Annotated in this window: 16 protein-coding genes; 6 read left to right on the top strand and 10 right to left on the bottom strand. The window is 62.8% G+C overall.

Annotated features, from left to right (window positions below):
• Window positions 1–36 precede the first annotated feature (36 nt).
• From ACSQ2Z_RS08480 to ACSQ2Z_RS08520, 9 genes are all read right to left on the bottom strand, one after another.
• On the bottom strand, window positions 37–1,668 hold the full coding sequence (locus ACSQ2Z_RS08480; RefSeq protein WP_436080792.1) for an ABC transporter ATP-binding protein: 1,632 nt from the start codon (window positions 1,666–1,668) through the stop codon (window positions 37–39).
• Window positions 1,661–2,488, bottom strand: a complete 828-nt coding sequence (locus ACSQ2Z_RS08485) for an ABC transporter permease (protein WP_436080793.1) — start codon at window positions 2,486–2,488, stop codon at window positions 1,661–1,663. Before ACSQ2Z_RS08485 ends, ACSQ2Z_RS08480 begins: the two co-directional genes overlap by 8 nt.
• Window positions 2,485–3,498, bottom strand: coding sequence for an ABC transporter permease (locus ACSQ2Z_RS08490; protein WP_436083025.1), 1,014 nt, complete (start codon window positions 3,496–3,498; stop codon window positions 2,485–2,487). Before ACSQ2Z_RS08490 ends, ACSQ2Z_RS08485 begins: the two co-directional genes overlap by 4 nt.
• A gap of 95 nt (window positions 3,499–3,593) precedes the next feature.
• Window positions 3,594–5,183 carry an ABC transporter substrate-binding protein gene (locus ACSQ2Z_RS08495; protein WP_436080794.1) on the bottom strand — a complete coding sequence of 530 codons (1,590 nt, stop codon included), beginning with the start codon at window positions 5,181–5,183 and terminating at the stop codon, window positions 3,594–3,596.
• 309 nt (window positions 5,184–5,492) lie between these two features.
• Window positions 5,493–6,275 (bottom strand): carnitinyl-CoA dehydratase, encoded by a 783-nt coding sequence (locus ACSQ2Z_RS08500; RefSeq protein WP_436080795.1) that lies wholly within the window; start codon window positions 6,273–6,275, stop codon window positions 5,493–5,495.
• Between the two features lie 5 nt (window positions 6,276–6,280).
• Window positions 6,281–8,335 carry an acetate--CoA ligase family protein gene (locus ACSQ2Z_RS08505; RefSeq protein ID WP_436080796.1) on the bottom strand — a complete coding sequence of 685 codons (2,055 nt, stop codon included), beginning with the start codon at window positions 8,333–8,335 and terminating at the stop codon, window positions 6,281–6,283.
• A 223-nt stretch (window positions 8,336–8,558) separates the two neighbouring features.
• A complete protein-coding gene (locus ACSQ2Z_RS08510; protein WP_436080797.1) occupies window positions 8,559–9,719 on the bottom strand; it encodes an acyl-CoA dehydrogenase family protein in 1,161 nt (386 codons plus the stop codon).
• Window positions 9,720–9,877: 158 nt separating this feature from the next.
• On the bottom strand, window positions 9,878–11,368 hold the full coding sequence (locus ACSQ2Z_RS08515; RefSeq protein WP_436080798.1) for a carnitine 3-dehydrogenase: 1,491 nt from the start codon (window positions 11,366–11,368) through the stop codon (window positions 9,878–9,880).
• 235 nt (window positions 11,369–11,603) lie between these two features.
• Complete coding sequence (locus ACSQ2Z_RS08520; RefSeq protein WP_436080799.1) at window positions 11,604–12,506, bottom strand: 3-keto-5-aminohexanoate cleavage protein; 903 nt, start codon at window positions 12,504–12,506, stop codon at window positions 11,604–11,606.
• Between the two features lie 109 nt (window positions 12,507–12,615).
• Here ACSQ2Z_RS08520 and ACSQ2Z_RS08525 point away from each other — a divergent pair, with 109 nt between their 5' ends.
• A complete protein-coding gene (locus ACSQ2Z_RS08525) occupies window positions 12,616–13,587 on the top strand; it encodes a GlxA family transcriptional regulator (protein ID WP_436080800.1) in 972 nt (323 codons plus the stop codon).
• Window positions 13,588–13,637: 50 nt separating this feature from the next.
• Here the strand turns inward: ACSQ2Z_RS08525 and ACSQ2Z_RS08530 are convergent, their stop codons facing one another.
• A complete protein-coding gene (locus ACSQ2Z_RS08530; RefSeq protein WP_436080801.1) occupies window positions 13,638–14,867 on the bottom strand; it encodes a LysR family transcriptional regulator in 1,230 nt (409 codons plus the stop codon).
• A gap of 87 nt (window positions 14,868–14,954) precedes the next feature.
• Between ACSQ2Z_RS08530 and ACSQ2Z_RS08535 the strand changes: the two genes are divergently transcribed.
• The 5 genes from ACSQ2Z_RS08535 to ACSQ2Z_RS08555 are packed head-to-tail and all read left to right on the top strand — an operon-like array spanning window position 14,955 to window position 20,595.
• On the top strand, window positions 14,955–16,493 hold the full coding sequence (locus ACSQ2Z_RS08535) for an aromatic amino acid lyase (RefSeq protein ID WP_436080802.1): 1,539 nt from the start codon (window positions 14,955–14,957) through the stop codon (window positions 16,491–16,493).
• A 15-nt stretch (window positions 16,494–16,508) separates the two neighbouring features.
• Window positions 16,509–17,888, top strand: a complete 1,380-nt coding sequence (locus tag ACSQ2Z_RS08540) for a dihydroorotase (RefSeq protein ID WP_436080803.1) — start codon at window positions 16,509–16,511, stop codon at window positions 17,886–17,888.
• The gene (locus ACSQ2Z_RS08545; RefSeq protein WP_436080804.1) at window positions 17,888–19,156 is read left to right on the top strand and encodes a Zn-dependent hydrolase; all 1,269 of its coding nucleotides are present in this window, start codon (window positions 17,888–17,890) and stop codon (window positions 19,154–19,156) included. Before ACSQ2Z_RS08540 ends, ACSQ2Z_RS08545 begins: the two co-directional genes overlap by 1 nt.
• Entirely contained in the window at window positions 19,156–20,253 is a 1,098-nt protein-coding gene (locus ACSQ2Z_RS08550) for a DUF917 domain-containing protein (RefSeq protein ID WP_436080805.1), read from the top strand. Before ACSQ2Z_RS08545 ends, ACSQ2Z_RS08550 begins: the two co-directional genes overlap by 1 nt.
• A 12-nt stretch (window positions 20,254–20,265) precedes the next feature.
• Entirely contained in the window at window positions 20,266–20,595 is a 330-nt protein-coding gene (locus tag ACSQ2Z_RS08555) for a TfoX/Sxy family protein (RefSeq protein ID WP_436080806.1), read from the top strand.
• Window positions 20,596–20,678: the final 83 nt, after the last annotated feature.

Here is a 20,678-nt window from a genome sequence, read left to right on the forward strand (position 1 = left end):
GCTTTTCCCCTGTGGAGGTCAAACTGATGCGCATGTTCAATTCCCGGCACTCTCCATGCGCCGGGTCGTCAACACCTTCTCCAGCCAGCCGAGTTCCATTTCCGGAACGGATTTAAGAAGCAGATCGGTGTAGTCGTCGAAGGGCGGCGACAGGACCTTCGACTTCGGGCCGAAGCGGACGAGCTTGCCGCGGTGCATGACGGCGACGCTGTCGGCGATGGCGCGGACGATGGCGATGTCGTGGGTGATAAAGACATAGGAAACAGCGGTTTCCTCCTGAAGCTTCAGAAGCAGATTCAGGATGCCTTCGGCCACCAGCGGGTCGAGCGCCGAGGTCGGTTCGTCGCAGAGGATCAGTTCCGGTTTTGCCGCCAATGCCCGGGCGATCGCGACGCGCTGTTTCTGGCCGCCGGAAAGTTCCGCCGGGTAGCGGTCGAGAAAGCGATCGCCCATTTCGATCTGGTCGAGCAGTTGCCTGACTCGTTCCGTCTTCCTGGCGCCGTGCAGGCCATAGTAGAAGGAGATCGGCCGGCCGATGATGTCGCGCACCGTCTGGCGCGGGTTCATCGCCGTATCGGCCATCTGGTAGATCATCTGCACGCGGCGAAGATCGTCCTTGGTGCGCGAACTCAGCGCTTTTGGAAGCTCCCTGCCGTCGAACGTGATCTTGCCTTCCGATGGCGGCAGGAGGCCGGTGATGACGCGGGCCAGCGTTGATTTGCCGGAGCCGCTCTCGCCGACGATCGCCAGCGTCTGGCCCTTGGGCAGATGCATGGAGACATCGTGGAGCACCTTGAAGCCGTTGGCGTAGCCGGCGCTCACATGCTCGATCTTCAAAAGCGTATTGCTCTGGTCGACGGCTTCCTCGCGCTTGGTCTGGCGGACGCTGACCAGCGCCCGGGTATAGTCTTCGCGAGGGGCTTCGATGATCTGCTTGGTGGTTCCGTATTCGATCGTCTTGCCGTGACGCAGCACCATGATGTCGTCGGAGATCTGGGCGACGACGGCAAGGTCATGGGTGATGTAGAGCGCCGCGGTATGCGTCTCCTCGATCGCATGCTTGATGGCGGCCAGCACGTCGATCTGGGTGGTGACGTCGAGCGCCGTCGTCGGTTCGTCGAAGACGATCAACTCCGGGTTCGGGCAGAGCGCCATGGCGGTCATGGCGCGCTGCAGTTGGCCGCCGGAGACTTGATGCGGATAGCGGTCGCCGAAGGTTTCAGGATTCGGCAGGCCAAGAACCCGGAAAAGGTAAAGCGCCCGTTTTTCCGCCTCCGTGCGGCTCATGATCTTGTGGCGCAACGACGCCTCGATCACCTGTTCGCCGAGCCTGTGAGCCGGGTTGAAGGCGGCCGCCGCCGACTGGGCGACATAGCAGACCTTGCAGCCGCGGATGGTGCGAACGCCGTCACGTCCAAGCGTCAGGATATCCTTGCCGTTGAGCAGCACCTGGCCGCCGGTGATCGATGCGCCGCCACGGCCATAGGCGAGCGCTGAAAGCCCGATGGTCGACTTGCCGGCGCCGCTTTCGCCGATCAATCCGAGCACCTTCCCCTTCTGCAGGTCGAACGACACGTTTTCGACCAGGGTCACGGTTTTCGGCGGTTCGCCGGGCGGATAGCTGGTGGCCTCGATTTTTAGGTTCTTGACGGAAAGCAACTCAGGCATCGCCGCGCCCTCCCTTGAGGCTCGAGGTTCGCTTCATCAACCAGTCGACGACGAGATTGACGCAGATGGCAAGGCCGGCAATCGCGCCGCCCGGAACAAGGGCTGCCGAGATGCCGAAGATGATGCCGTCCTTGTTGTCCTTCACCATGCCGCCCCAGTCGGCGGCCGGCGGCTGGATGCCGAGACCGAGAAAGGAGAGGGTGGAGAGGAACAGGATCGAGAAGGCAAACCGCAGGCCGAATTCGGCCAACAGCGGCGACAGCGTGTTGGGCAGGATTTCCCGGAAAATGATCCAGCTCGTGCCCTCGCCGCGAAGGCGCGCCGCCTCGACGAATTCCATCACCGCGACATCGAGCGCAACGGCCCGGCCGATGCGGAAGACGCGGGTACTGTCGAGCACCGCCATGACGAGGATCAGGATCCAGAGCTGTTGCGGCAGGACGGCAAGGACGACGAGGGCGAAGATCAAGGTGGGGATCGCCATCATCAGGTCGTTGAAGCGCGAGAACAGCTGGTCGATGAAACCGCCGGTGACTGCCGCGGTAAAGGACAGAAGCATGCCCAGCGTGAAGGAAATGAAGGTTGCCGCGAGAGCGACGAAGATCGTTGTTCTCGCCCCGAAGATGAGGCGGGAAAGCAGGTCGCGGCCAAGATTGTCGGTGCCGAGCAGGAAGTCGCCGCCCATCGGCAGCCAGATATCGCCGACGACGTCGCGCTCGCCGAACGGGGCAATCCAGGGCGCGAAGATTGCGCAGAACAGGGCGAGCACGATGCCGGCGATGCCGACCCAGGCACTGAGGGGAATGGAGCTCAATCTCATCGTGGGTGCCTCAATCTTGGATTGGCGAGGATGGCGAGAATATCCGCGGCCATGTTGAGGAAAATGTAGAAGGCGGCGAAGATCAGGCCGCAGGCCTGCACCACCGGCATGTCGCGCACCGTGACGGCATCGACCATGTATTGGCCCATGCCCGGATAGACGAATACCACTTCCACCACGACGACGCCGACCACGAGATAGGCGAGGTTGAGGGCGATGACGTTGATGACCGGCGCAACGGCATTGGGAGCAGCATGCCGGGCAATGATGCGGAAGGCGCTGAGGCCCTTCAGTTCCGCCGTCTCGACATAGGCCGACGACATGACGTTGAGGATCGCCGCCCGAGTCATCCGCATCATATGGGCGAGAACAACAAGCACGAGCGTTGCCACCGGCAGGGCTATAGCCGACAGGCGTTCGCCGAAGCCCATGCTGTCGTAGACGGTGGCCGGGAAAGTCGCGACACCGAACTGAACCGCGAAGAACAGGATCAAAAGGTAACCGACGAAGAACTCGGGGAGCGAGATCGCCGCCAGCGACATGACGTTGATGATCTTGTCCGGCAGCCGGTTTCGATATTGCACGGCGAGCATGCCGAGCGCGACGGCAAGCGGCACTGACACCAATGCTGCGAAGAAGGCGAGGAACAGGGAGTTTCCGAGCCGCTTGCCGATCTGTTCGCTGACGGAGTTCTTGCTGGCCCAGGACGTGCCGAAATCACCCTTGACGGCGCCGCCGAGCCAGTTGAGGTAGCGTTCGGTCAGCGGCTTGTCGAGACCGAGATCCTTGCGGATGTTTTCGACCGCCTGCGGCGTCGCCGACTGACCGAGATAGGTTGTGGCGAAATCGCCAGGCAGGGCTTCCACGCCGCCGAAGATCATCAGCGACACGGCAAAGAGGAGGCCAACGCTTAATCCCAGGCGCTGGATGATCAGGGCCGCCAAGGGGCGGCGCAGGGTGAAACGGCGCCAGAAACTGCCGGTCACGATACCCGTCGGGGGCGTGACCATCGTTCCGGAGACGGGTGCGGACTGCGAGAGACTTTCGCCCCCCGCAGCCGGACCCGTTGTCAGCGCCGGACCCGTGTTCGGTCCGCGGCCCGTCATCAGGCGTCGAGCCAGACGCGGGTTGCGACGTAGCCGTTCGACATGTCGTTGCCGATATCGTGGACATAGCCCTTCACCTGCTTAGTAGAGGCGTTCACGAAATCGTTGAACATCGGCAGGATCAGTCCGCCTTCATCGCGCACCATCATCGCCATGGTGCGGTACATTTCCTTGCGCTTGGCTTCGTCCAGTTCGGAGCGGGCTTCGAGCAGGATCTTGTCGAAATCCGGACGCAGGAAGCGCGTGTCGTTCCAGTCGGCAGTCGACAGATAGGCCGTCGAATACATCTGGTCCTGGGTCGGGCGGCCGCCCCAATAGGAGGTCGAGAAGGGCTGGACGTTCCAGACGTTCGACCAGTAGCCGTCACCGGGCTCGCGCTTCACTTCGATCTCGATGCCGGCCTTCTTGGCGCTTTCCTGGTAGAGCACTGCCGCGTCGACGGCACCCGGGAAGGCGACGTCGGACGTGCGCAGGAGAACCGGGCCGCTATGGCCGGACTTCTTGTAGTGGAAGGCGGCCTTGTCCGGATCGTAGGCGCGTTGCTCGATGCCTTCCGGGAAGAGGGCATAGGTGGAGTTGATCGGGAAGTCGTTGCCGACCTTGCCGTAGCCGCCAAGAATGGTCAGCACCATGTTTTCGCGGTCCATCGCGTATTTCAGCGCCATGCGCAGGTCGTTGTTGTCGAACGGTGCGGTGTTGCAGTGCATGATGAAGACATAGTGGCCGCGGCCGGCGGTCGAGAGGATTTCGACTGTCGGCGCGCGCTTGAGGAGCGCAACGGTCTTCGGGTCGATGCGGTTGATATAGTGCACCTGGCCGGAGGAAAGCGCAGCGATACGCGCGGTCGCGTCGTTCATGTTGATGATTTCAACGCTGTCGACATAGCCACGGTTCGGGTTCCAGTCGTTCGGATTCTTCTCGAAGGTGGAGCGCACACCGGCCTCGAAGCTGGTCAGCTTGTAGGGACCGGTGCCGATGGCGGCGTTGGGATTGTCATAGCCGCCGCCCGGCTGGATGATCAGGTGGTAGTCTGACAGAAGCAGCGGCAAGTCGGCATTGCCTTCCGTCAGTGTCAGGACGAGATCACCACCCTTGTCCTCGATCGTCTTGATCGACTTCATCACGCCAAGCGCGCCCGATTCCGACTTCTCGTCGGTATGGCGCTGCAGGGTCTTCACGACGTCTTCGATCGTCAGTTCCTTGCCATCGTGGAACTGCACGCCCTTGCGGATCTTGAAGGTCCATACGGCAGCATCCGGCGAAGGCTGCCAGGATTCGGCCAGGGCCGGAACGGCAGCACCCGTCAGCGGATCGGATTCGACCAAGAGGTCGCCCCAGTTGCGGCCGACGCAGAAGAGCACTTGCGAGAGAGCCTTGGCCGGATCGAGCGCGTCGGTGGCCGAGCCGCCTTCGAGACCGAGCTTCAGATGTCCGCCGCGCTTCGGTTCCTGCGCGGCCGCGCTTGCCGCAAACAATGTGCTGGCGCTCGACAGGGCGATGCCGGCTGCGAGTGCACGGCCCATGAATTCGCGCCGGTTCATCTTGCCGATCTTGACCTGATTGGCGAGGTAATTCTTGTAATCGCTCATTCCCCTGTTCCCTTTGTTTGATGGCTTTTGCCGTTCTGATTATTGTTCGATCATGGTTGATCGGGTTGCTGCTAGAATGCCTGCCTGAAGGCAGGGAGGCCAGTCATTTTTGCGGATTTATCTACCGCCTTTGCACCTTTCCCGAAGTTGGCCTGCCGATGCCGGAAAGCCCTGTTAAAATTGATGGTATCGTTCAAAGGTTGAACTGTATTCACGCAAAAATTCTGCAGTTTTCATAAATATGGCTTATGGTGTCGCGCTAGAGAGATGCATTGCTCGGCTGGTTTGCTGTCATGATTTCGCAGCCCGCTATTTTCCTTTCCAGACCGGATCGCGTTTCTCCGAAAATGCCCGTGCTCCTTCCAGCTGGTCCTCGCTCGAATAGAGGATATCGACCGTCTTGAACTGGCGCCTGGTGATCTTGTTCATCGTTGTCTGGAAGTCCTTGCCTTCGGCGGCGCGGACGACTTCCTTGATCGCGGCGTAGACCAGCGGCGGGCCGCTTTCGAGCAGGCGGGCGAGTTCCCAGGCTCGGTCCATCAGCTTGCCGGCGGGCAGGATCTCGTTGACGAAACCCCAGCGATGCGCCTCGGCGGCATCGAGCCAGCGGCCGGTCAAGAGCATGTCCATGGCGATATGATAGGGGATGCGCTTCGGCAGCTTGATCGAGGCGGCATCGGCCACCGTGCCGGAGCGGATTTCCGGCAGCGCGAAGGTCGCGTGCTCTGCGGCGAGGATGAGATCGGTCGAAAGCGCGATCTCCAGCCCGCCGCCGCAGCAGATGCCGTTGACTGCGGCAATGATCGGCTTGTTGAGGTCACGCAGTTCCTGCATGCCGCCGAAACCACCGACGCCGTAGTCGCCGTCAACCGCATCGCCGGCAGCCGCCGCTTTCAGGTCCCATCCCGGACAGAAGAATTTTTCGCCGGCGCCGGTAATGATCGCCACGCGCAATTGCGGGTCGTCGCGGAAGTCGCGGAAGATTTCGCCCATGATCCGGCTGGTCGCCAGATCAATCGCATTGGCTTTCGGCCGGTCGATGGTGACTTCGAGAATGCCACCTTCGCGGCGGGTTCTGATTGGTCCGGTCATAGGCGTTATTTCCTTCGACGGATCAGGGCGTCGGCGGCAACGGTCCCAGACCCTTGCGGCAGTACCATGATAGGATTGATATCCAGTTCTTCGAGCTTGGAAGCGTTTGCTGCGACATAGGATGCCACGGCAGCGACAGCCGCCGCCAGCGCCTCGACGTCGCCTTTCGGACCGCCACGATAGCCATCGAGCAGCTTTTTTATCTTCAGGCCGGAGATAGCTTCACCGATTGCCTCCGGTGTCGTCGGCAGCGTCAAAATCGCGGAATCGTCCAGCAATTCCACGAGGATTCCACCGGCACCGACGGTGAGCACAAGGCCCGCGACGGGATCGCGCAGTGCACCGATGATGATTTCAACGACGGGTTTGCCGATCATTTTTTCGACGAGATAGCCGGATGCGACGCCCTTCATGGCATTGGCCGCGTCAAACACGGATTGGCGGTCGCCAAGATTGAGCTTGACGGCTCCTGCTTCCGTCTTGTGGGCAACGCCAAGTCCCTTGAGGACAACGGGGAAGCCGAGCGTTTCCGCCGCTTCGGCGGCCTCGTCAGTGGTCATCGCAACCGTGCCCATGGGGACGACGAGGCCGAACGCTGCCAGATCCGCCTTGGCTTCGCTTTCGCTGATCGTGACGATCTCTCCATCGGACGGTGTCGCGGCCAGGAGCGGGGCGGCAGCGGGCTTCGCCCAAACCGCCCCTATGCCGGCCGAGATTTCGGCCGCGGCCAGCGCCTCGTCGATGCCGCAGAAGGCGACGACGCCTGCTGCCATCAGCGACAGCGCTGTTTCCTCCTGCATGTTCTCACCAAGGCTGGCGACGATGCCGGCAACGGCGCCGGTCGCCTTGGCCGAGGCGATGACGGCTTTGCAGGTCGTGTGCCAGTCTGCCGCGTCGCAGCGGTCCTGGCGCGGGAAGTCGAGGACGACGAGGTTGAGGGCATAGTCGCCCTTCATCATCGCGGTAAAGGCGGTCGTCTGCTTCTCCAGATTGCCCCAGACGAAGGTGTGATAGTCGAGCGGGTTGGCGATCGTAACCATTTCGCCGAGGCTTTCGCGCAGCGGCTGGCGCTGTTCGTCTTTCAGGGCGCGAAACACGGTCCTGCGTTTCACGCCGGCATCGGCGATCAGCGATGCCTCGCCGCCGGAGCAACTCATCGACGAGATGTCGAGGCTTTTGAGCGGTGGGTGAAGGTGAAGCAGCTTCAGCGTTTCCAGCAGCTCCGGCAAAGTATCGACTCGGCCGATGCCGAGGCGCTCGAGCAGTGCGCCCGACACGGCATCGTTGCCGGCAAGCGAGGCCGTGTGCGAGACGGTCGCAAGTTGGGCGGCTTCGGACTTGCCGACCTTCAGCGTGACCACCGGCTTCTTCAGTTCCCGCGCCCGCGCGGCCAGCCGCTGCAGGGCCTCGATGCTGTCGAAACCCTCGATGTGCACGCCAACTGCGGTGACGCGGGGGTCTTCCAACACTGCGATCGCGAGCTCGGAAAGCCCTGTCTGTGCCTGGTTTCCGGCCGTCATGATATAGGCGAGCGGCAGGCCACGCCTCTGCATGGAGATGTTGCAGGCGATGTTCGAGGACTGGGTCAAAACGGCGACGCCCCGGTCGATGCGCTGCATGCCGTGCTGGTCGGGCCAGAGCAGGGCGCCGTCGAGCGCGTTGATGAAGCCATAGCAGTTCGGCCCGACGATCGGCATGCTACCTGCAGCGGCGACCAGCGCATCCTGCAGACCGTTGCCGTCGGCAAGCTCGCTGACAGCCTCGCGGAAGCCCGAAGCGTAGCAGATGGCGCCGCCGGCGCCGCGGGCGGCGAGGTCGCGGATAATCCCGATGGTCAGCTGGCGGTTGACACCGACGAAGGACGCATCCGGCGCTGAGGGAAGTTCGGCCACGGAGCGGTAGCACCGGCGACCGAAAATCTCGTCTTCTCTGGGGTGGACGGGCCAGATATCGCCGATGAACCCCATCTTATCGCATTGCTCGATGACCCGGCGCGCCTCCTTGCCACCGAAGACGGCGATGGACTGGGGGCGAATTAATCGGTCGAGAGAGCGCGTCATTCCGTGGCTCCTTCGTTTGGCGCGGATGCCCCTCCCCAACCCCTTCCCACAAGGGGGAGGGGCATGACCTGCCGCAGCGCCATTGCGTCAATTGCCCACCCAACGAAGGCGGGAACTCCCGCACATGACAATCGGGAGGCTCGCGCAAGGGAGCGGCGAATTAAGTCCCTCCCCCTTGTGGGGAGGGGTTGGGGAGGGGTGTCTTGCCAGATCGAAATCATCCTCACGCCCCCAGCGGCCGGAGTAGGTCGCGGCTGATGATGTGCCGCTGGATTTCAGACGTGCCGTCCCAGATGCGCTCGACGCGGGCGTCGCGCCAGAAGCGGGCAAGCGGAAGGTCGTCCATCAGCCCCATGCCGCCATAGATCTGGATCGCCTCATCGGTGACACGGGCGAGCATTTCCGTTGCAAAGACTTTCGCCGAGGCAATTTCGCGGTTCGACGGAAGGCCCTGGTCAAGACGCCAGGCGGCCGACAGCGTGAGCAGATCGGCCGCATCGATATCGGTGATCATGTCTGCGAGCTTGAAGGAGACGCCCTGGTTGGCGCCGATCGGCTTGCCGAACTGCTTGCGTTCGGCTGCATAGGACAGCGCATAGTCGAAGGCTCGCCGGGCTCGGCCGACCGAGGTCGCAGCCACCGTTAGACGCGTGGCATAGAGCCAGTCATTGGCGATGTCGAAGCCCTTGTGGACCTCGCCGAGAATCTGCGACGAGGGCAGGCGGCAATCGTCGAAGGTCAGGATGCAATTCTTGTAGCCACGATGTGACACTGAATTGTAGCCGTCTCGAATTTCGAAGCCCGGTGTGCCGCGATCGACGAGGAAGCAGGTGATCTTCTTCTTCGGACCGCGCGGCGTGTCTTCTTCGCCCGTGGCGATGAACACGATGACGAAATCGGCGATGTCGGCGTGGCTGATGAAGTGCTTGGTGCCGTTGACGATCCAGTCGTCGCCGTCCTGCCTGGCAAAACATTTCATGCCGCGGACGTCGGAGCCCGCGTCCGGTTCGGTCATGGCGAGCGCATCGAATTTGTCACCGGTGACGGCGGGGATCAGGTATTTCTGGCGCTGCTCCGCGTTGCAGGCCATCAGGATACCGGAGGGGCGGCCGAAGAAGACGGTGAGTGCCATCGAGCCGCGGCCGAGCTCGCGTTCGACCAGCGTGAAAGTCTGGTGATCGAGACCGGCGCCGCCGACTTCCTCTGGCATGTTGCAGGCGAAGAAGCCGAGCGCCTTGCACTTGGCCGCGATCTCCTGACCCAATTCCTTCGGCACGACGCCGGTACGCTCCACCTCGTTCTCATGCGGATAGATTTCGGTCTCGACGAAGCCGCGAACGGTGTCGACGATCATCTGCTGTTCTTCGGTCAGTGCGAAATCCATGCTGTGTTCCCTCGTATTTATTATTTCGGGGCTAACCTCCTCTTCTCCCCAGCGGGGAGAAGGTGGCCCGGAGGGCCGGATGAGGGGGCCTTCCGGCCCCACCCCCTCATCGCCTCGCTTTGCTCGGCACTTCTCCCCGCTGGGGAGAAGAGGGAGCCTTACCGCTTCTGCCCGACCGACCTCCCAACCCCCTCTGGCCTCGGCAAGCTCGCATGCGCCTCCGTGATCGCCTTCACCCTGGCGATGACCTGAGGAAGGGCCGGAACCGCCTTGCCCGCCTTACTGTCCACATGCAGCAGCATCTGCTCGGCGGTCGCGACGGGCTCGTTGGATGCGGCGTTGTAGATCGTCGAGAAGATGTGCAGGCGCTTTTCGTCTTGCGACAGGATCTGGCAGGTCGAGTACAGCGCGTCACCGAGCTTGGCCTCGCCGAGGTTCCGGATATGGGTTTCGACCGTGTAGTAGCTGTGGCCGTTCTTTACGTATTCGAGATCGACACCGATCAGGCGCAGCAGGCCGTCGGACGTGTCGCCGAAGACCTGCAGGTAGCGGTGTTCGGTCATGTGGCCGTTGTAATCGACCCAGGCGGCGTTGACCTTGGTGTCGAGAATGCGGATCGGCTCTGCTTCACCGAGATCGGTCTGCGGCTTTTCGGCGTCGGCCCAGAGGCGCTGTTCGAACTCGGCAAGCAGCTTGCCGGCACCCCAGCCCTTGCCGCCGTCGCCACTCTTCAGCGCATGCATAATGCCGACGAGGTTTTCGTCGCGGATGCGCTCCAGTTCGCGGATCGAGCGACCGGCCGCCTGCGCATCCGATTGGGCGCCGATCTTTTCGACCAGCGCATCGTCGAGGTCGACGACATCGGTGAATTTCGTCCATGGCCATTTCAGGCAGGGGCCGAACTGGGCGAGAAAGTGGCGCATGCCGGCCTCGCCGCCGGCGATCCGGTAGGTCTCGAACAGCCCCATCTGCGCCCAGCGCATGCCGAAGGAATAGCGCATGACGTTGTCGAGCGTTTCGGTATCGCAGATATCGTCCCTAATCAGCCAGAGGGCCTCGCGCCACAACGCTTCAAGCAGGCGGTCGCCGACGAAGGCTTCAATCTCCTTGGCGATGACGACGCCCTTCATGCCGATCTGTTCGACGGCAACTCCGGCACGGGCAATGGTTTCCTTCGAAGTCTTCCTCCCGCCGACGAGTTCGACCAGCGGCAGGAGATAGACCGGGTTATAGGGATGCGCCACGAACATGCGCTCAGGGTTCTTCATCTCGACCTGCAAGTCGGACGGCATGAGACCCGATGTGGAGGAACCGATCAGCGCGTCAGGGGAGGCGGCTGCGTCGATCTGGGTGAGAACGCCGCGCTTCAGCTCCAGCCGTTCGGGCACGCTTTCCTGAATCCATTCAGCGCTTTGCACTGCTTCTTCAATGCTCTCGCAAAAGGTGAGCGTGCCTTTCTTTGGCAGCGGTGCCATAGTGAGCATGGCATAGGCCTTCTCGGCATTGGCCATGACTTCGCCGATGATACGTTTTGCTTCCGGATGTGGATCGAACATGTTGACGTCGACGCCGGCCAGGATGAAGCGCGCCGCCCAGGCCCCGCCGATAACGCCGCCGCCGATACAGGCCGCCTTGCTGATTTTGGTCATATTGCGTGCGTTCCCTCATAAATTCGGTATCTGTGGCGTCCCCTCATCCGGCCCTTCGGGCCACCTTCTCCCCGCTGGGGAGAAGAGGGAAATTGCCGATTTCTCTGTCTTCAGATCGAACCACTTGCGCGGCGCGAACCTATTTGCGAAGCCGGCATTCCACGCACCCTCTTCTCCCCGGCGGGGAGAAGGTGGCCCAACGGGCCGGATGAGGGGGCCTTCGCCTCATACGCATTCAACGCTTCGTCAGCTTCAGCTTTTCACGCACCTCGGCCGGGCCGATCACCCGCGCGCCCATGCCTTCGATGACGCTCACGGCCTTTTCGACAAGCTGGCCGTTGGTCGCGAGCTGGCCCTTGCCGACATAGAGATTGTCTTCGAGGCCGACGCGGACATTGCCGCCGGCGAGCACCGCAGCCGCCGGATAGGCGAGCGCATTGCGGCCGATCGAGAAGGCGGAGAAGGTCCAGTTGTTCGGCACATTGTTGACCATCGCCATGTAGGTATTGAGGTCGTCCGGCGCGCCCCACGGAATGCCCATGCAGAGCTGGATAAGCACGGGATCCTCGATCAGGCCCTCCTCGACGAGCTGCTTGGCAAACCACAGGTGGCCTGTGTCGAAGGCTTCGATTTCCGGGCGGACGCCAAGCGCGGTCATCTGGCGGGCCATTTCGCGCAGCATCGACGGCGTGTTGGTCATGACGTAATCGCCGAGCGAGAAGTTCATCGTGCCGCAGTCGAGCGTGCAGATTTCCGGCCGGCATTCGGCGACGTGGGCGACGCGTTCGGTGGCGCCGGCCATGTCGGTGCCCTGCGGATTGAGCGGCAGCGGGCTCTCGACATTGCCGAAGATCAGATCGCCGCCCATGCCGGCGGTGAGGTTCAGCACGACATCGACATCGGCCGAGCGGATGCGATCGGTCACTTCCTTGTAGAGGTCGAGGCGGCGGGCGGCCGCTCCGGTTTCCGGGTCGCGCACATGGCAATGGGCAACGGCAGCACCGGCTTTCGCGGCCTCGATCGCCGCATCGGCGATCTGTTTCGGCGTGATCGGCACATGTGATGATTTGGAAACGGTGTCGCCTGAGCCGGTTACGGCACAGGTGATGAAAACGTCACGGTTCATGCTCAGCGGCATAAAAGGCCTCCCTTGTTCTTGTCGTGCATTACGAGCCAAGAACGAATAGCCTGCTTTCCGTTTTCGGATGCATGTTATACATTTTAAGAATTGACGGTGAGGAAGATGAATGCTTGTTCCGAAGGACGAGACCCAGCATATCGATCTCCTCGTGCTGCCGGAGACCAATCTGATCCTCGTCGCGTCGGTGATCGAACCCTTGCGCGCCGCAAACCGCATCGCCGGAAAAGTCCTCTATGACTGGGAAATCTTCAGTCCGGACGGCAAGGCGATCGAGACCAAGAGCGGCATCCCCATCCCCGTGGCCGGTTCCTTTCGGCCGCAGAAGGAGACCGCGCCGCTTTTTGTTCTCTCGAGCTACAACTGGCAGGCCTACACGACCGCGCATCTGCGCATGCTGCTTTCGCAGACGGCGCGTTATCGCGAGGTGATGGCCGGCATCGAATCGGGGTCCTGGATGCTGGCCGAAACCAGCTTGCTCGACAATTTTTCGGCCACGACCCACTGGGAGGATTTCGAGGATTTCACCGCCGCCTATCCGCAGATCACCATGGTCCGCGAGCGCTTCGTCATCGACGGCAAACGCATCACCACCGGCGGCTCGCTGCCGACGCTCGACCTGATGCTGGAACTGATCCGCCGCCAGCACAGCTATTCGCTGGCGCTCGAAGTCTCCCGCCTGTTCATCTATGAGCAGGAGCGCACGCGCGGCGACCTCCTCCAGGTGCCGGCGATCGGCAATATGCGAATATTGGACGCGCGCGTTGGCGCAGCCGTCAAGCTGATGGAAGAGACGGTGGATGCGCCGCTGACGCTCACCCGTCTCGCCCGCCGGGCCGGGATCAGTGCGCGTCATCTGCAGGACCTTTTCCAGGAGACGATGGGCGTCGCGCCGCATGCCCATTATCTGGCGCTGAGGCTGAATGCGGCACGGCGCAAGGTCATCGAGACGCGAGCCGATTTCGCTGATATCGCAGCTGCTACGGGCTTCAATTCCTCCTCGGCCTTTTCCCGCAGCTATCGCGCCCATTATCGCGAAAGTCCGAGCGAGACGCGCAGGCGCCTGAAGCTCAAGAAGTGATTCAATCCCTTCACGCGCCGATTCAGGTGGCGATCGATTTCGGAGTCGATTCAAGGGATTGCGGCGTGGTCCGGAGATTTCGATTCAATCGAAGTGGCCAGCATCATTGCCAGCATCGCTTCCCCGACCTGGCGCGACAGGGCGTTCTTCTGCCAGGCAAGGCAAAGGCTTTGCATATAGCCAGGCCCCAGCCGGCGCATGGCGGGCGCGTTTCGCACGCGCGCCGCGGAGCTTTCCGGGAGGATCGAGAGATATCCGTGGTTCATCACCAGATTGAGGATGACGGGAATGGAATCGACCTCGGTCACGGTCAGCCGGTTGCGGTCCTGTTCCCCGAGCGTCTCGCTGATGAATTGCTCCGCCTGCTGGCGCAGGCCGCTCTTCAGGCTCGGAACGGCGATCGGCCTGGCCTGAAGCAATCCGCGGATGTCCTCGCCATGGGCCGCAAACAGCGATGCATGCCCGGTCAGCGCCAGCGGTGCGCGCGAGATCAGCCGTCCTTCGAATTCTGCCGGAAAGGTTTCGAGGTCGAGCAGCACCACGTCGAACCGGCGATTTTTCAAACCGGCGATCAACTCGTCTGCGGTGGTGCTGGAGATGAAGAGCGGCTGGCGCGGGCGAGCGCGGTGCCATTCGGCGGTCAGAGCCGCCAGCATGCGGGCGATCTCGCTCTCCGGCCCGAGCGGCATGACCGAGCCGAGCCGCCATGTCGCGGCCGCCCGCCGGAACCGGTCGCCGGACGCGCGCGACAGTCGCTGCCAGATATCGAGCAGGCTTTCTGCGATCGGGATCGCGGCCAGGCCCTCTTGCGTACAGGCGATGCCCGACGGGGAGCGGATCAACAAACCATAGCCGAGGTTTCGTTCGAGATCGGCCATCTGCCGGGTGAGTTGCGGCTGGCCGGTGCCCGCCGTCCTTGCGGCGCCGCGAATGCTGCCGCTGCGCGCGACAGTGACAAAACGGTCGAGCGCAGTCAGGCTAATTGAGGGCACGATGTACAATTGTGTGGCCGACCCTGGTGAGAGGAGCAACTGGATTGCCCGGTTCGCGGCCGCAAGATCGGCCATCCGGCTTTGCGCCTCCAGCGTCGGCACGAAATTGCCGCCTTCGCGCCTGACAAGCGGTACCGCGATGGCAGCTTCGAAGCGCTTCAACGCGGCGCTGACGCTTGCGACCGGCCGGTTTCCGGCTTTGGCGGCCCGGCGAATTCCGCGCTCTTCAAGGATCGCATGGACAATGGAAAGCGTGGCGATATCCATGGTCGGTTTGATGTGTTCCATTCTTCATATCTCGTGTTCCGTTTTTGGGATATATCACAATCGGGGAGATTGGGCATAGCATGTGCGGCATCAAACGTGAGTCAAAGCATGCACGCATCGGTGAAAACCATTACGCTGACTGGCAATCCGCTCGACTTCTCCGCCTTGGAGAAGATCGGGTCCGGCCTCCATGTGCCTATGGTGGCCGAACAGTCTTTCGCGCGGGTTCAATCCGCACATAAGGTCATCGCCGACCGCCTCGCCATGGGCTTGCCGGTCTACGGCGCCAACACCGGCGTCGGCTCGATGAAGGACCGCCTGTGGACGGTCGATGATCTCACGGAGTTCAACGCTGCGCTCGTCAAGGCCCACCATTTCGGCACCGGCGAATTGTTTTCCCAGGCGATCGTCCGCAAGGCCATCGCCATTCGCATCAATACCGCGCTTGGCGGCCATACCGGCTGCAGCGTCGATCTCGTCAAGGCGTTTCTCGGCCTTCTCGAACGCGGCGTCGTGCCCGCCGTCCATCGTCATGGCTCCATCGGCTGCGCCGATATCGGTCTGATGGGGCAGGTGGCTTCCGTTTTGATCGGCACGGGTGAGGCATTTTTCCGTGGTGAGTTGCTGCCCGCCGCCGAAGCCCTGCGTCGCGCCGAGCTTAAGCCGTTCGTCATGCAGCCGCGCGATGCGCTGGCAGCGCTGAGCGTCAACGCGACGGCCTTTGCCGCCGCGGCTGACGTACTGCGCCAAGCAGCCTCCGCGTTCCGTGTCTCGATGGCAACCGGCCTGATGTCGTCCCTCTCCTTGGGCGCTTCCGCCGACCCGTGGCGGGTTGCGGCGGCGCTTGCGACGCGCGGCGAAGCACTGGTCGGGTCCTGGCTTTACGGGCAGTCCAATGTCGTCGATTGGCCGCTGCCGACGGCGATCCATGATCCCTTGAGCCTGCGCATGACCGCGCAGGTGTTCGGAGCTGCCGTGGATACACTTCTCGTTGCGGCCGAGCGGCTGGTCGATGCAACCTATCTGTCCGACGACAATCCGGTAGTGCTCGGCGGCCAGGTGCACGCGTCGGGCGCTTCGCTGCCACTGACGACCACGCTTTATATCGAGACGGCGCAGATCGCCTTTTCCCATGTGGCACGCAATATGCTGAACCGCTGCATTCTCCTCTCGAACGGCGTGCGGCGGAACCTGCCGATCAATCTCGTCGCTCCAGGCGAGGTGGCGAGCGGGCTCGGGCCGCTGATGAAACTGGTCGTCGAGCTCTATATGCGCGTCCAGTCGATGGCTGTGCCGCTGTCGGCGCAGTCGATCGTTGTCGCCGGCGGTCTTGAAGAGGAGGCAACCTTCCTGCCGCTGATCGTCGAGCGAATGGAGATGCAGGTGCGTGATCTGCGCCAGATGGCGGCGATCGAGGCGCTTTTGTCAGCGCAAGCGATCGATCTGCTCGGTGACAAGCCGCAGGGCGTGACGCAGATCGCCTATGATTGCGTCCGTGCGCTGAGCCCGATCTACCTGAAGGACCGGCCGCTCTCAAAGGAGATCGAGGCTCTTCACGAGGTGTTTGCGTCCGAGGGCCTACTGCACGCCCTGGTCGCTGCGGCTCCGATGCCTGAATTCGACGACTTCTTCGCGCTCGGTAAATGACGAAGGGAGGCGCAGATGTCTGATTTCGACCTGGTTCTCAAAGGCACGGTGGTTCTTGCCGACCGTATCGTCGAGGGCGGACATGTGGCGGTGCGTGACGGCAGGATCGCCTTTGTCGGGCAGGGCGCAATGCCCGCTGCGCGCGAGCACCATGATCTGGGACGGGCACTCATCCTGCCGGGCGCCATCGATGCGCAGGTGCATTCCCTGAGCCAGAAGGATCAGGAGGATTTCATCTGGTCGACGCGCTCGGCCGCCGCCGGCGGCGTGACGACGATCGTCGACATGCCCTATGACGAGGGCAATCTCGTCTGCTCGGCCGATGCAGTAAAGCGCAAGATCGTCCACGCCGGAGCGCAAGCACGCGTGGATTTTGCACTCTACGGTACGATCGACCCCGAAGAGGGGCCGGTGCGGATTGCCGAGATGGTCGCGGCGGGTGTTGCCGCCTTCAAGTTCTCCACCTTTGGCACCGATCCGAAGCGTTTTCCGCGCATTCCGGCCGGTCTTCTGGAAGACTGTTTTCGCGCCATCGCGCCGACCGGGCTGGCGGCGGGCGTCCACAACGAAGATGATGAAGCGGTGCGGGCGGCGATCACAAAGGTCAAGGCGGCCGGGATCACCGATTACCGGGCGCATGGCCTTTCGCGCCCGCCGCTGACCGAGCTACTCGCCACCAACCAGATCTACGAGACGGGGGCAGCGACCGGCTGCCCGGCCCATGTGGTGCATTGTTCGGTCGGCCGGGGTTACGAGATCGCCGCCGCCTACCGGGCGCAAGGGTTTAGCGCCACTATCGAATGCTGCATCCACTATCTCGTTCTCGACGAGGAGAACGATGTAAAACGGCTTGGCGGCAAGGCCAAGATCAATCCGCCGATCCGGCCGCGCGCCGAGGTGGAAAAGCTCTGGCGGCATGTGGCTGCCGGTAATGTGACGCTCGTCTCGACCGATCACGTCAGCTGGTCGGAAAACCGCAAGACCAATCCGGACATGCTGGCCAACGCCTCCGGCGTTCCGGGATTGGAAGTGATGCTCCCGCTCTTCGTCAGGGGTGCGCTGGAGCGCGGCATTCCACTGACCCGTGCGGCCGAACTGATGGCGCGCAATCCCGCGCGGCATTTCCGTCTCAATCACCGCAAGGGCGCGCTCGAACTTGGCAAGGATGCCGATATCACCGTTCTCACTCCTGAGCCTTACACTTATGACGCCGCTGAAAGTGGCAACAACGTCGTCGGCTGGTCGCCCTACAATGGCATTCGGCTCCCCTGGCGCGTCGCTGCGGCCTATAATCGCGGCAGGCTCGTCTTCGACGGCAAGACCGTACTGGCCGCGCCTGGCGGCGGCGAATTCATCCGGCCGCTGGCGAGCCTGCCGCTGCGCGAGGCTGTGTGATGACTGCGATCGAAACCAATCTGCCGGTCGATGCCCGGCGCATCGCCGACCTCATCAAGGGGCTGGCCCGCATCACCGAGCCGGACCGGCCCTATACGCGGCGCGCTTTCACGCCGCTGTTTCTGGAGGGGCGCAGCTTTCTCGAACAGCGCTTCAAGGCCGCTGGCCTCGAAACCCGGATCGATGCGTCGGGAAACCTGATCGGCCGCCGCAAGGGCCGCAAGTCCGGCCTCGGCACGATCATGCTCGGCTCGCATTCGGATACGGTGCCGGAAGGCGGGCGGTTCGACGGCATCGCCGGCGTGGCGGCGGCGCTGGAGGTGGCGCAGGCGTTACATGATGCCGGCATCCGGCTCGATCACGATCTTGAGGTCGTCGATTTCCTTGCCGAGGAAGTGTCGGTCTTCGGTGTCTCCTGCATCGGCAGCCGCGGCATGGCGGGGCTGATCCCCGACGGATGGCTGAGCCGGACTCATGGGGAATTGACGCTGCGCCAGGGCGTGGTCGATGCCGGCGGCGACCCCTCGCGATTGGCCCAGCAGAAACGATCGGACATCAAGGCCTTTCTGGAGTTGCACATCGAACAGGGGCCGGTGCTCGAAACTGAGCGCTACGATGTGGGTATCGTCACGGCCATCGCCGGCATTACCCGCATCGAAATCCTGTTCGAGGGGCAGGCCGACCATGCGGGCACGACGCCGATGGGCCGCAGGCGCGACGCGCTTACGGCGGCGGCCCGGCTGGTCGGTGAAGTCGAGCGCCTCGGGACTGAATTTTCCAAGGGTGAGGGGCATTTCACCGCGACGGTCGGCGAATTTTCGATCGAGCCGAACGCGGCCAATGTCGTGCCGTCGCGGGCGCGGCTGCTGATCGATGCACGAGCGGAGCAGCGAGCCGATATGGAGCGCTTCATTGCGGAGATCGACCAGATTGCTGTCGATATCCAGCGCGATACCGGCGTGTTGATCGCCTCGCCGAAACTGATCTCCGACAATTTTCCCACGCCCGCCGACCCGCTGGTGCTGCGCAATCTGGAAGCGGCCTGCGGCCGTGTCGGCGCAAAACATCGCCGCATGGCCTCCGGAGCTGGTCACGACACTGCCTGGATGGCGCGGATTTCGAAAGCGGCGATGATCTTCATCGCCTGCCGCGATGGCCGATCGCACACACCGGACGAATGGGCCGACAATGACGACATCACGCTCGGTGCGGCGGTCCTGTTCGAGGCCGTCAGGAAACTCGACGCGGATCTGCAGGGAGCGGGTTGATGGGGCGGATACTGACAGAAAAGGACGTCGAGGCAGCGGTCAAGGGCGGCTCGGTCTATGCCGCCGGCGGCGGTGGATGGGCTGATCACGGACGCATGCTCGGCTATGCCGCGGTCTCGATCGGCAAGCCGGAGCTCGTGTCCATCGATGAGCTCGATGCCAATGACTGGGTGGCGACGGCTGCTGCGATCGGTGCGCCGGCCTCGACCACGCCTTGGGAAATGCGCGGCGTTGACTACGTCAAGGCGGTGCAGCTGCTGCAGGAGGCGCTCGGCGAAAAGATCGCCGGGCTGATCGTCGGCCAGAACGGCAAGTCGTCGACGCTGAACGGCTGGCTGCCGTCGGCCATTCTCGGAACGAAGGTGATCGATGCCGTCGGTGACATCCGCGCCCATCCGACCGGCGACATGGGTTCGATCGGCCTTGCCGGATCGCCCGAGCCGATGATCCAGACGGCCGCCGGCGGCAACCGTGCGGAAAACCGCTATATCGAGCTCGTCGTGCGCGGCGCGACTGCCAAGGTCTCGCCGATCCTGCGCACGGCCTCCGACATGTCCGGCGGTTTCATCGCGTCGGCCCGAAACCCGGTGCGCGCTTCCTACGTCAAGGCCAATGCGGCACTCGGTGGCATATCTCTCGCCTTGACTCTGGGTGAGGCGATCATCGCTGCGGAAGGCAAGGGCGGAAGTGCCATCATCGACGCGATCGTCAAGACGACCAATGGCGCGATCCTCGCCGAAGGCACGATTACCGACAAGTCGGTCGTCTATACCAAGGAAGCCTTCGATATCGGCACGGTGACTCTGGGGAAGGGCGATGACTCTACGGTGCTTCACATCATGAACGAATACATGGCGGTGGAGAATGGCGCAGGCGCACGGCGCGCGACCTTCCCGGATGTCATCACGACGCTGTCGCCCGAAGGCGAGCCGCTCAGCGTCGGCCAGTTGCAGGTGGGCATGAAGATTTTCGTGCTGCATGTGCCGAAGACGGTGATCCCGCTGGCGTCGAGCGTGCTCGATCCGTCGGTCTATCCGCCGGTCGAAAAGGCCATGGGGATTGAACTGGCGCGCTATGCTTTGTCCGGCCGGGTATAAGGAGAATGTGCCATGTCGCGCGACGCCGGTCTCGAGAAACTGATCAGGCAGGAGCTTGGTGAAAGGCCGGGGCTTTCCGAAAAGCCGATGTTCGGTGGCCTTGCCTTTCTCCTCGACGGCAATCTTCTTTGCGGCGCGCGCAACGACGGCATGCTGGTGCGCCTCGGCAAGGGCAATGACGGCTGGGCACTGGCGCTTGCCGGCATCGAGCTCATGGTGATGGGTGACCGCCGAATGAATGGTTGGGTGCGCGCTGGCGCGAAGGCCTATGGCAACGATGCCCTGCGCAAGCGCCTGCTCGATGCAGCACTCGCCTATGTTCTCCCCCTGCCGCCGAAGTGAACGACAAACGATGCGTACTCCTCTTCGCGCTAGTTCTTCCGCGGGCGGCGCGAGAGGCAGGTACGATCGCAGATAAGACGAAG

Source organism: Pararhizobium sp. LjRoot235 (assembly GCF_964254145.1).
GTDB lineage: Bacteria > Pseudomonadota > Alphaproteobacteria > Rhizobiales > Rhizobiaceae > Pararhizobium.

Excerpts from the sequence above, each read along its gene's own strand:
- ACSQ2Z_RS08480 (WP_436080792.1), bottom strand. The coding sequence starts at position 1,668 with ATGCCTGAGTTGCTTTCCGTCAAGAACCTAAAAATCGAGGCCACCAGC.
- ACSQ2Z_RS08485 (WP_436080793.1), bottom strand. The coding sequence starts at position 2,488 with ATGAGATTGAGCTCCATTCCCCTCAGTGCCTGGGTCGGCATCGCCGGC.
- ACSQ2Z_RS08490 (WP_436083025.1), bottom strand. The coding sequence starts at position 3,498 with ATGGTCACGCCCCCGACGGGTATCGTGACCGGCAGTTTCTGGCGCCGT.
- ACSQ2Z_RS08495 (WP_436080794.1), bottom strand. The coding sequence starts at position 5,183 with ATGAGCGATTACAAGAATTACCTCGCCAATCAGGTCAAGATCGGCAAG.
- ACSQ2Z_RS08500 (WP_436080795.1), bottom strand. The coding sequence starts at position 6,275 with ATGACCGGACCAATCAGAACCCGCCGCGAAGGTGGCATTCTCGAAGTC.
- ACSQ2Z_RS08505 (WP_436080796.1), bottom strand. The coding sequence starts at position 8,335 with ATGACGCGCTCTCTCGACCGATTAATTCGCCCCCAGTCCATCGCCGTC.
- ACSQ2Z_RS08510 (WP_436080797.1), bottom strand. The coding sequence starts at position 9,719 with ATGGATTTCGCACTGACCGAAGAACAGCAGATGATCGTCGACACCGTT.
- ACSQ2Z_RS08515 (WP_436080798.1), bottom strand. The coding sequence starts at position 11,368 with ATGACCAAAATCAGCAAGGCGGCCTGTATCGGCGGCGGCGTTATCGGC.
- ACSQ2Z_RS08520 (WP_436080799.1), bottom strand. The coding sequence starts at position 12,506 with ATGCCGCTGAGCATGAACCGTGACGTTTTCATCACCTGTGCCGTAACC.
- ACSQ2Z_RS08525 (WP_436080800.1), top strand. The coding sequence starts at position 12,616 with ATGCTTGTTCCGAAGGACGAGACCCAGCATATCGATCTCCTCGTGCTG.
- ACSQ2Z_RS08530 (WP_436080801.1), bottom strand. The coding sequence starts at position 14,867 with ATGGAACACATCAAACCGACCATGGATATCGCCACGCTTTCCATTGTC.
- ACSQ2Z_RS08535 (WP_436080802.1), top strand. The coding sequence starts at position 14,955 with ATGCACGCATCGGTGAAAACCATTACGCTGACTGGCAATCCGCTCGAC.
- ACSQ2Z_RS08540 (WP_436080803.1), top strand. The coding sequence starts at position 16,509 with ATGTCTGATTTCGACCTGGTTCTCAAAGGCACGGTGGTTCTTGCCGAC.
- ACSQ2Z_RS08545 (WP_436080804.1), top strand. The coding sequence starts at position 17,888 with ATGACTGCGATCGAAACCAATCTGCCGGTCGATGCCCGGCGCATCGCC.
- ACSQ2Z_RS08550 (WP_436080805.1), top strand. The coding sequence starts at position 19,156 with ATGGGGCGGATACTGACAGAAAAGGACGTCGAGGCAGCGGTCAAGGGC.
- ACSQ2Z_RS08555 (WP_436080806.1), top strand. The coding sequence starts at position 20,266 with ATGTCGCGCGACGCCGGTCTCGAGAAACTGATCAGGCAGGAGCTTGGT.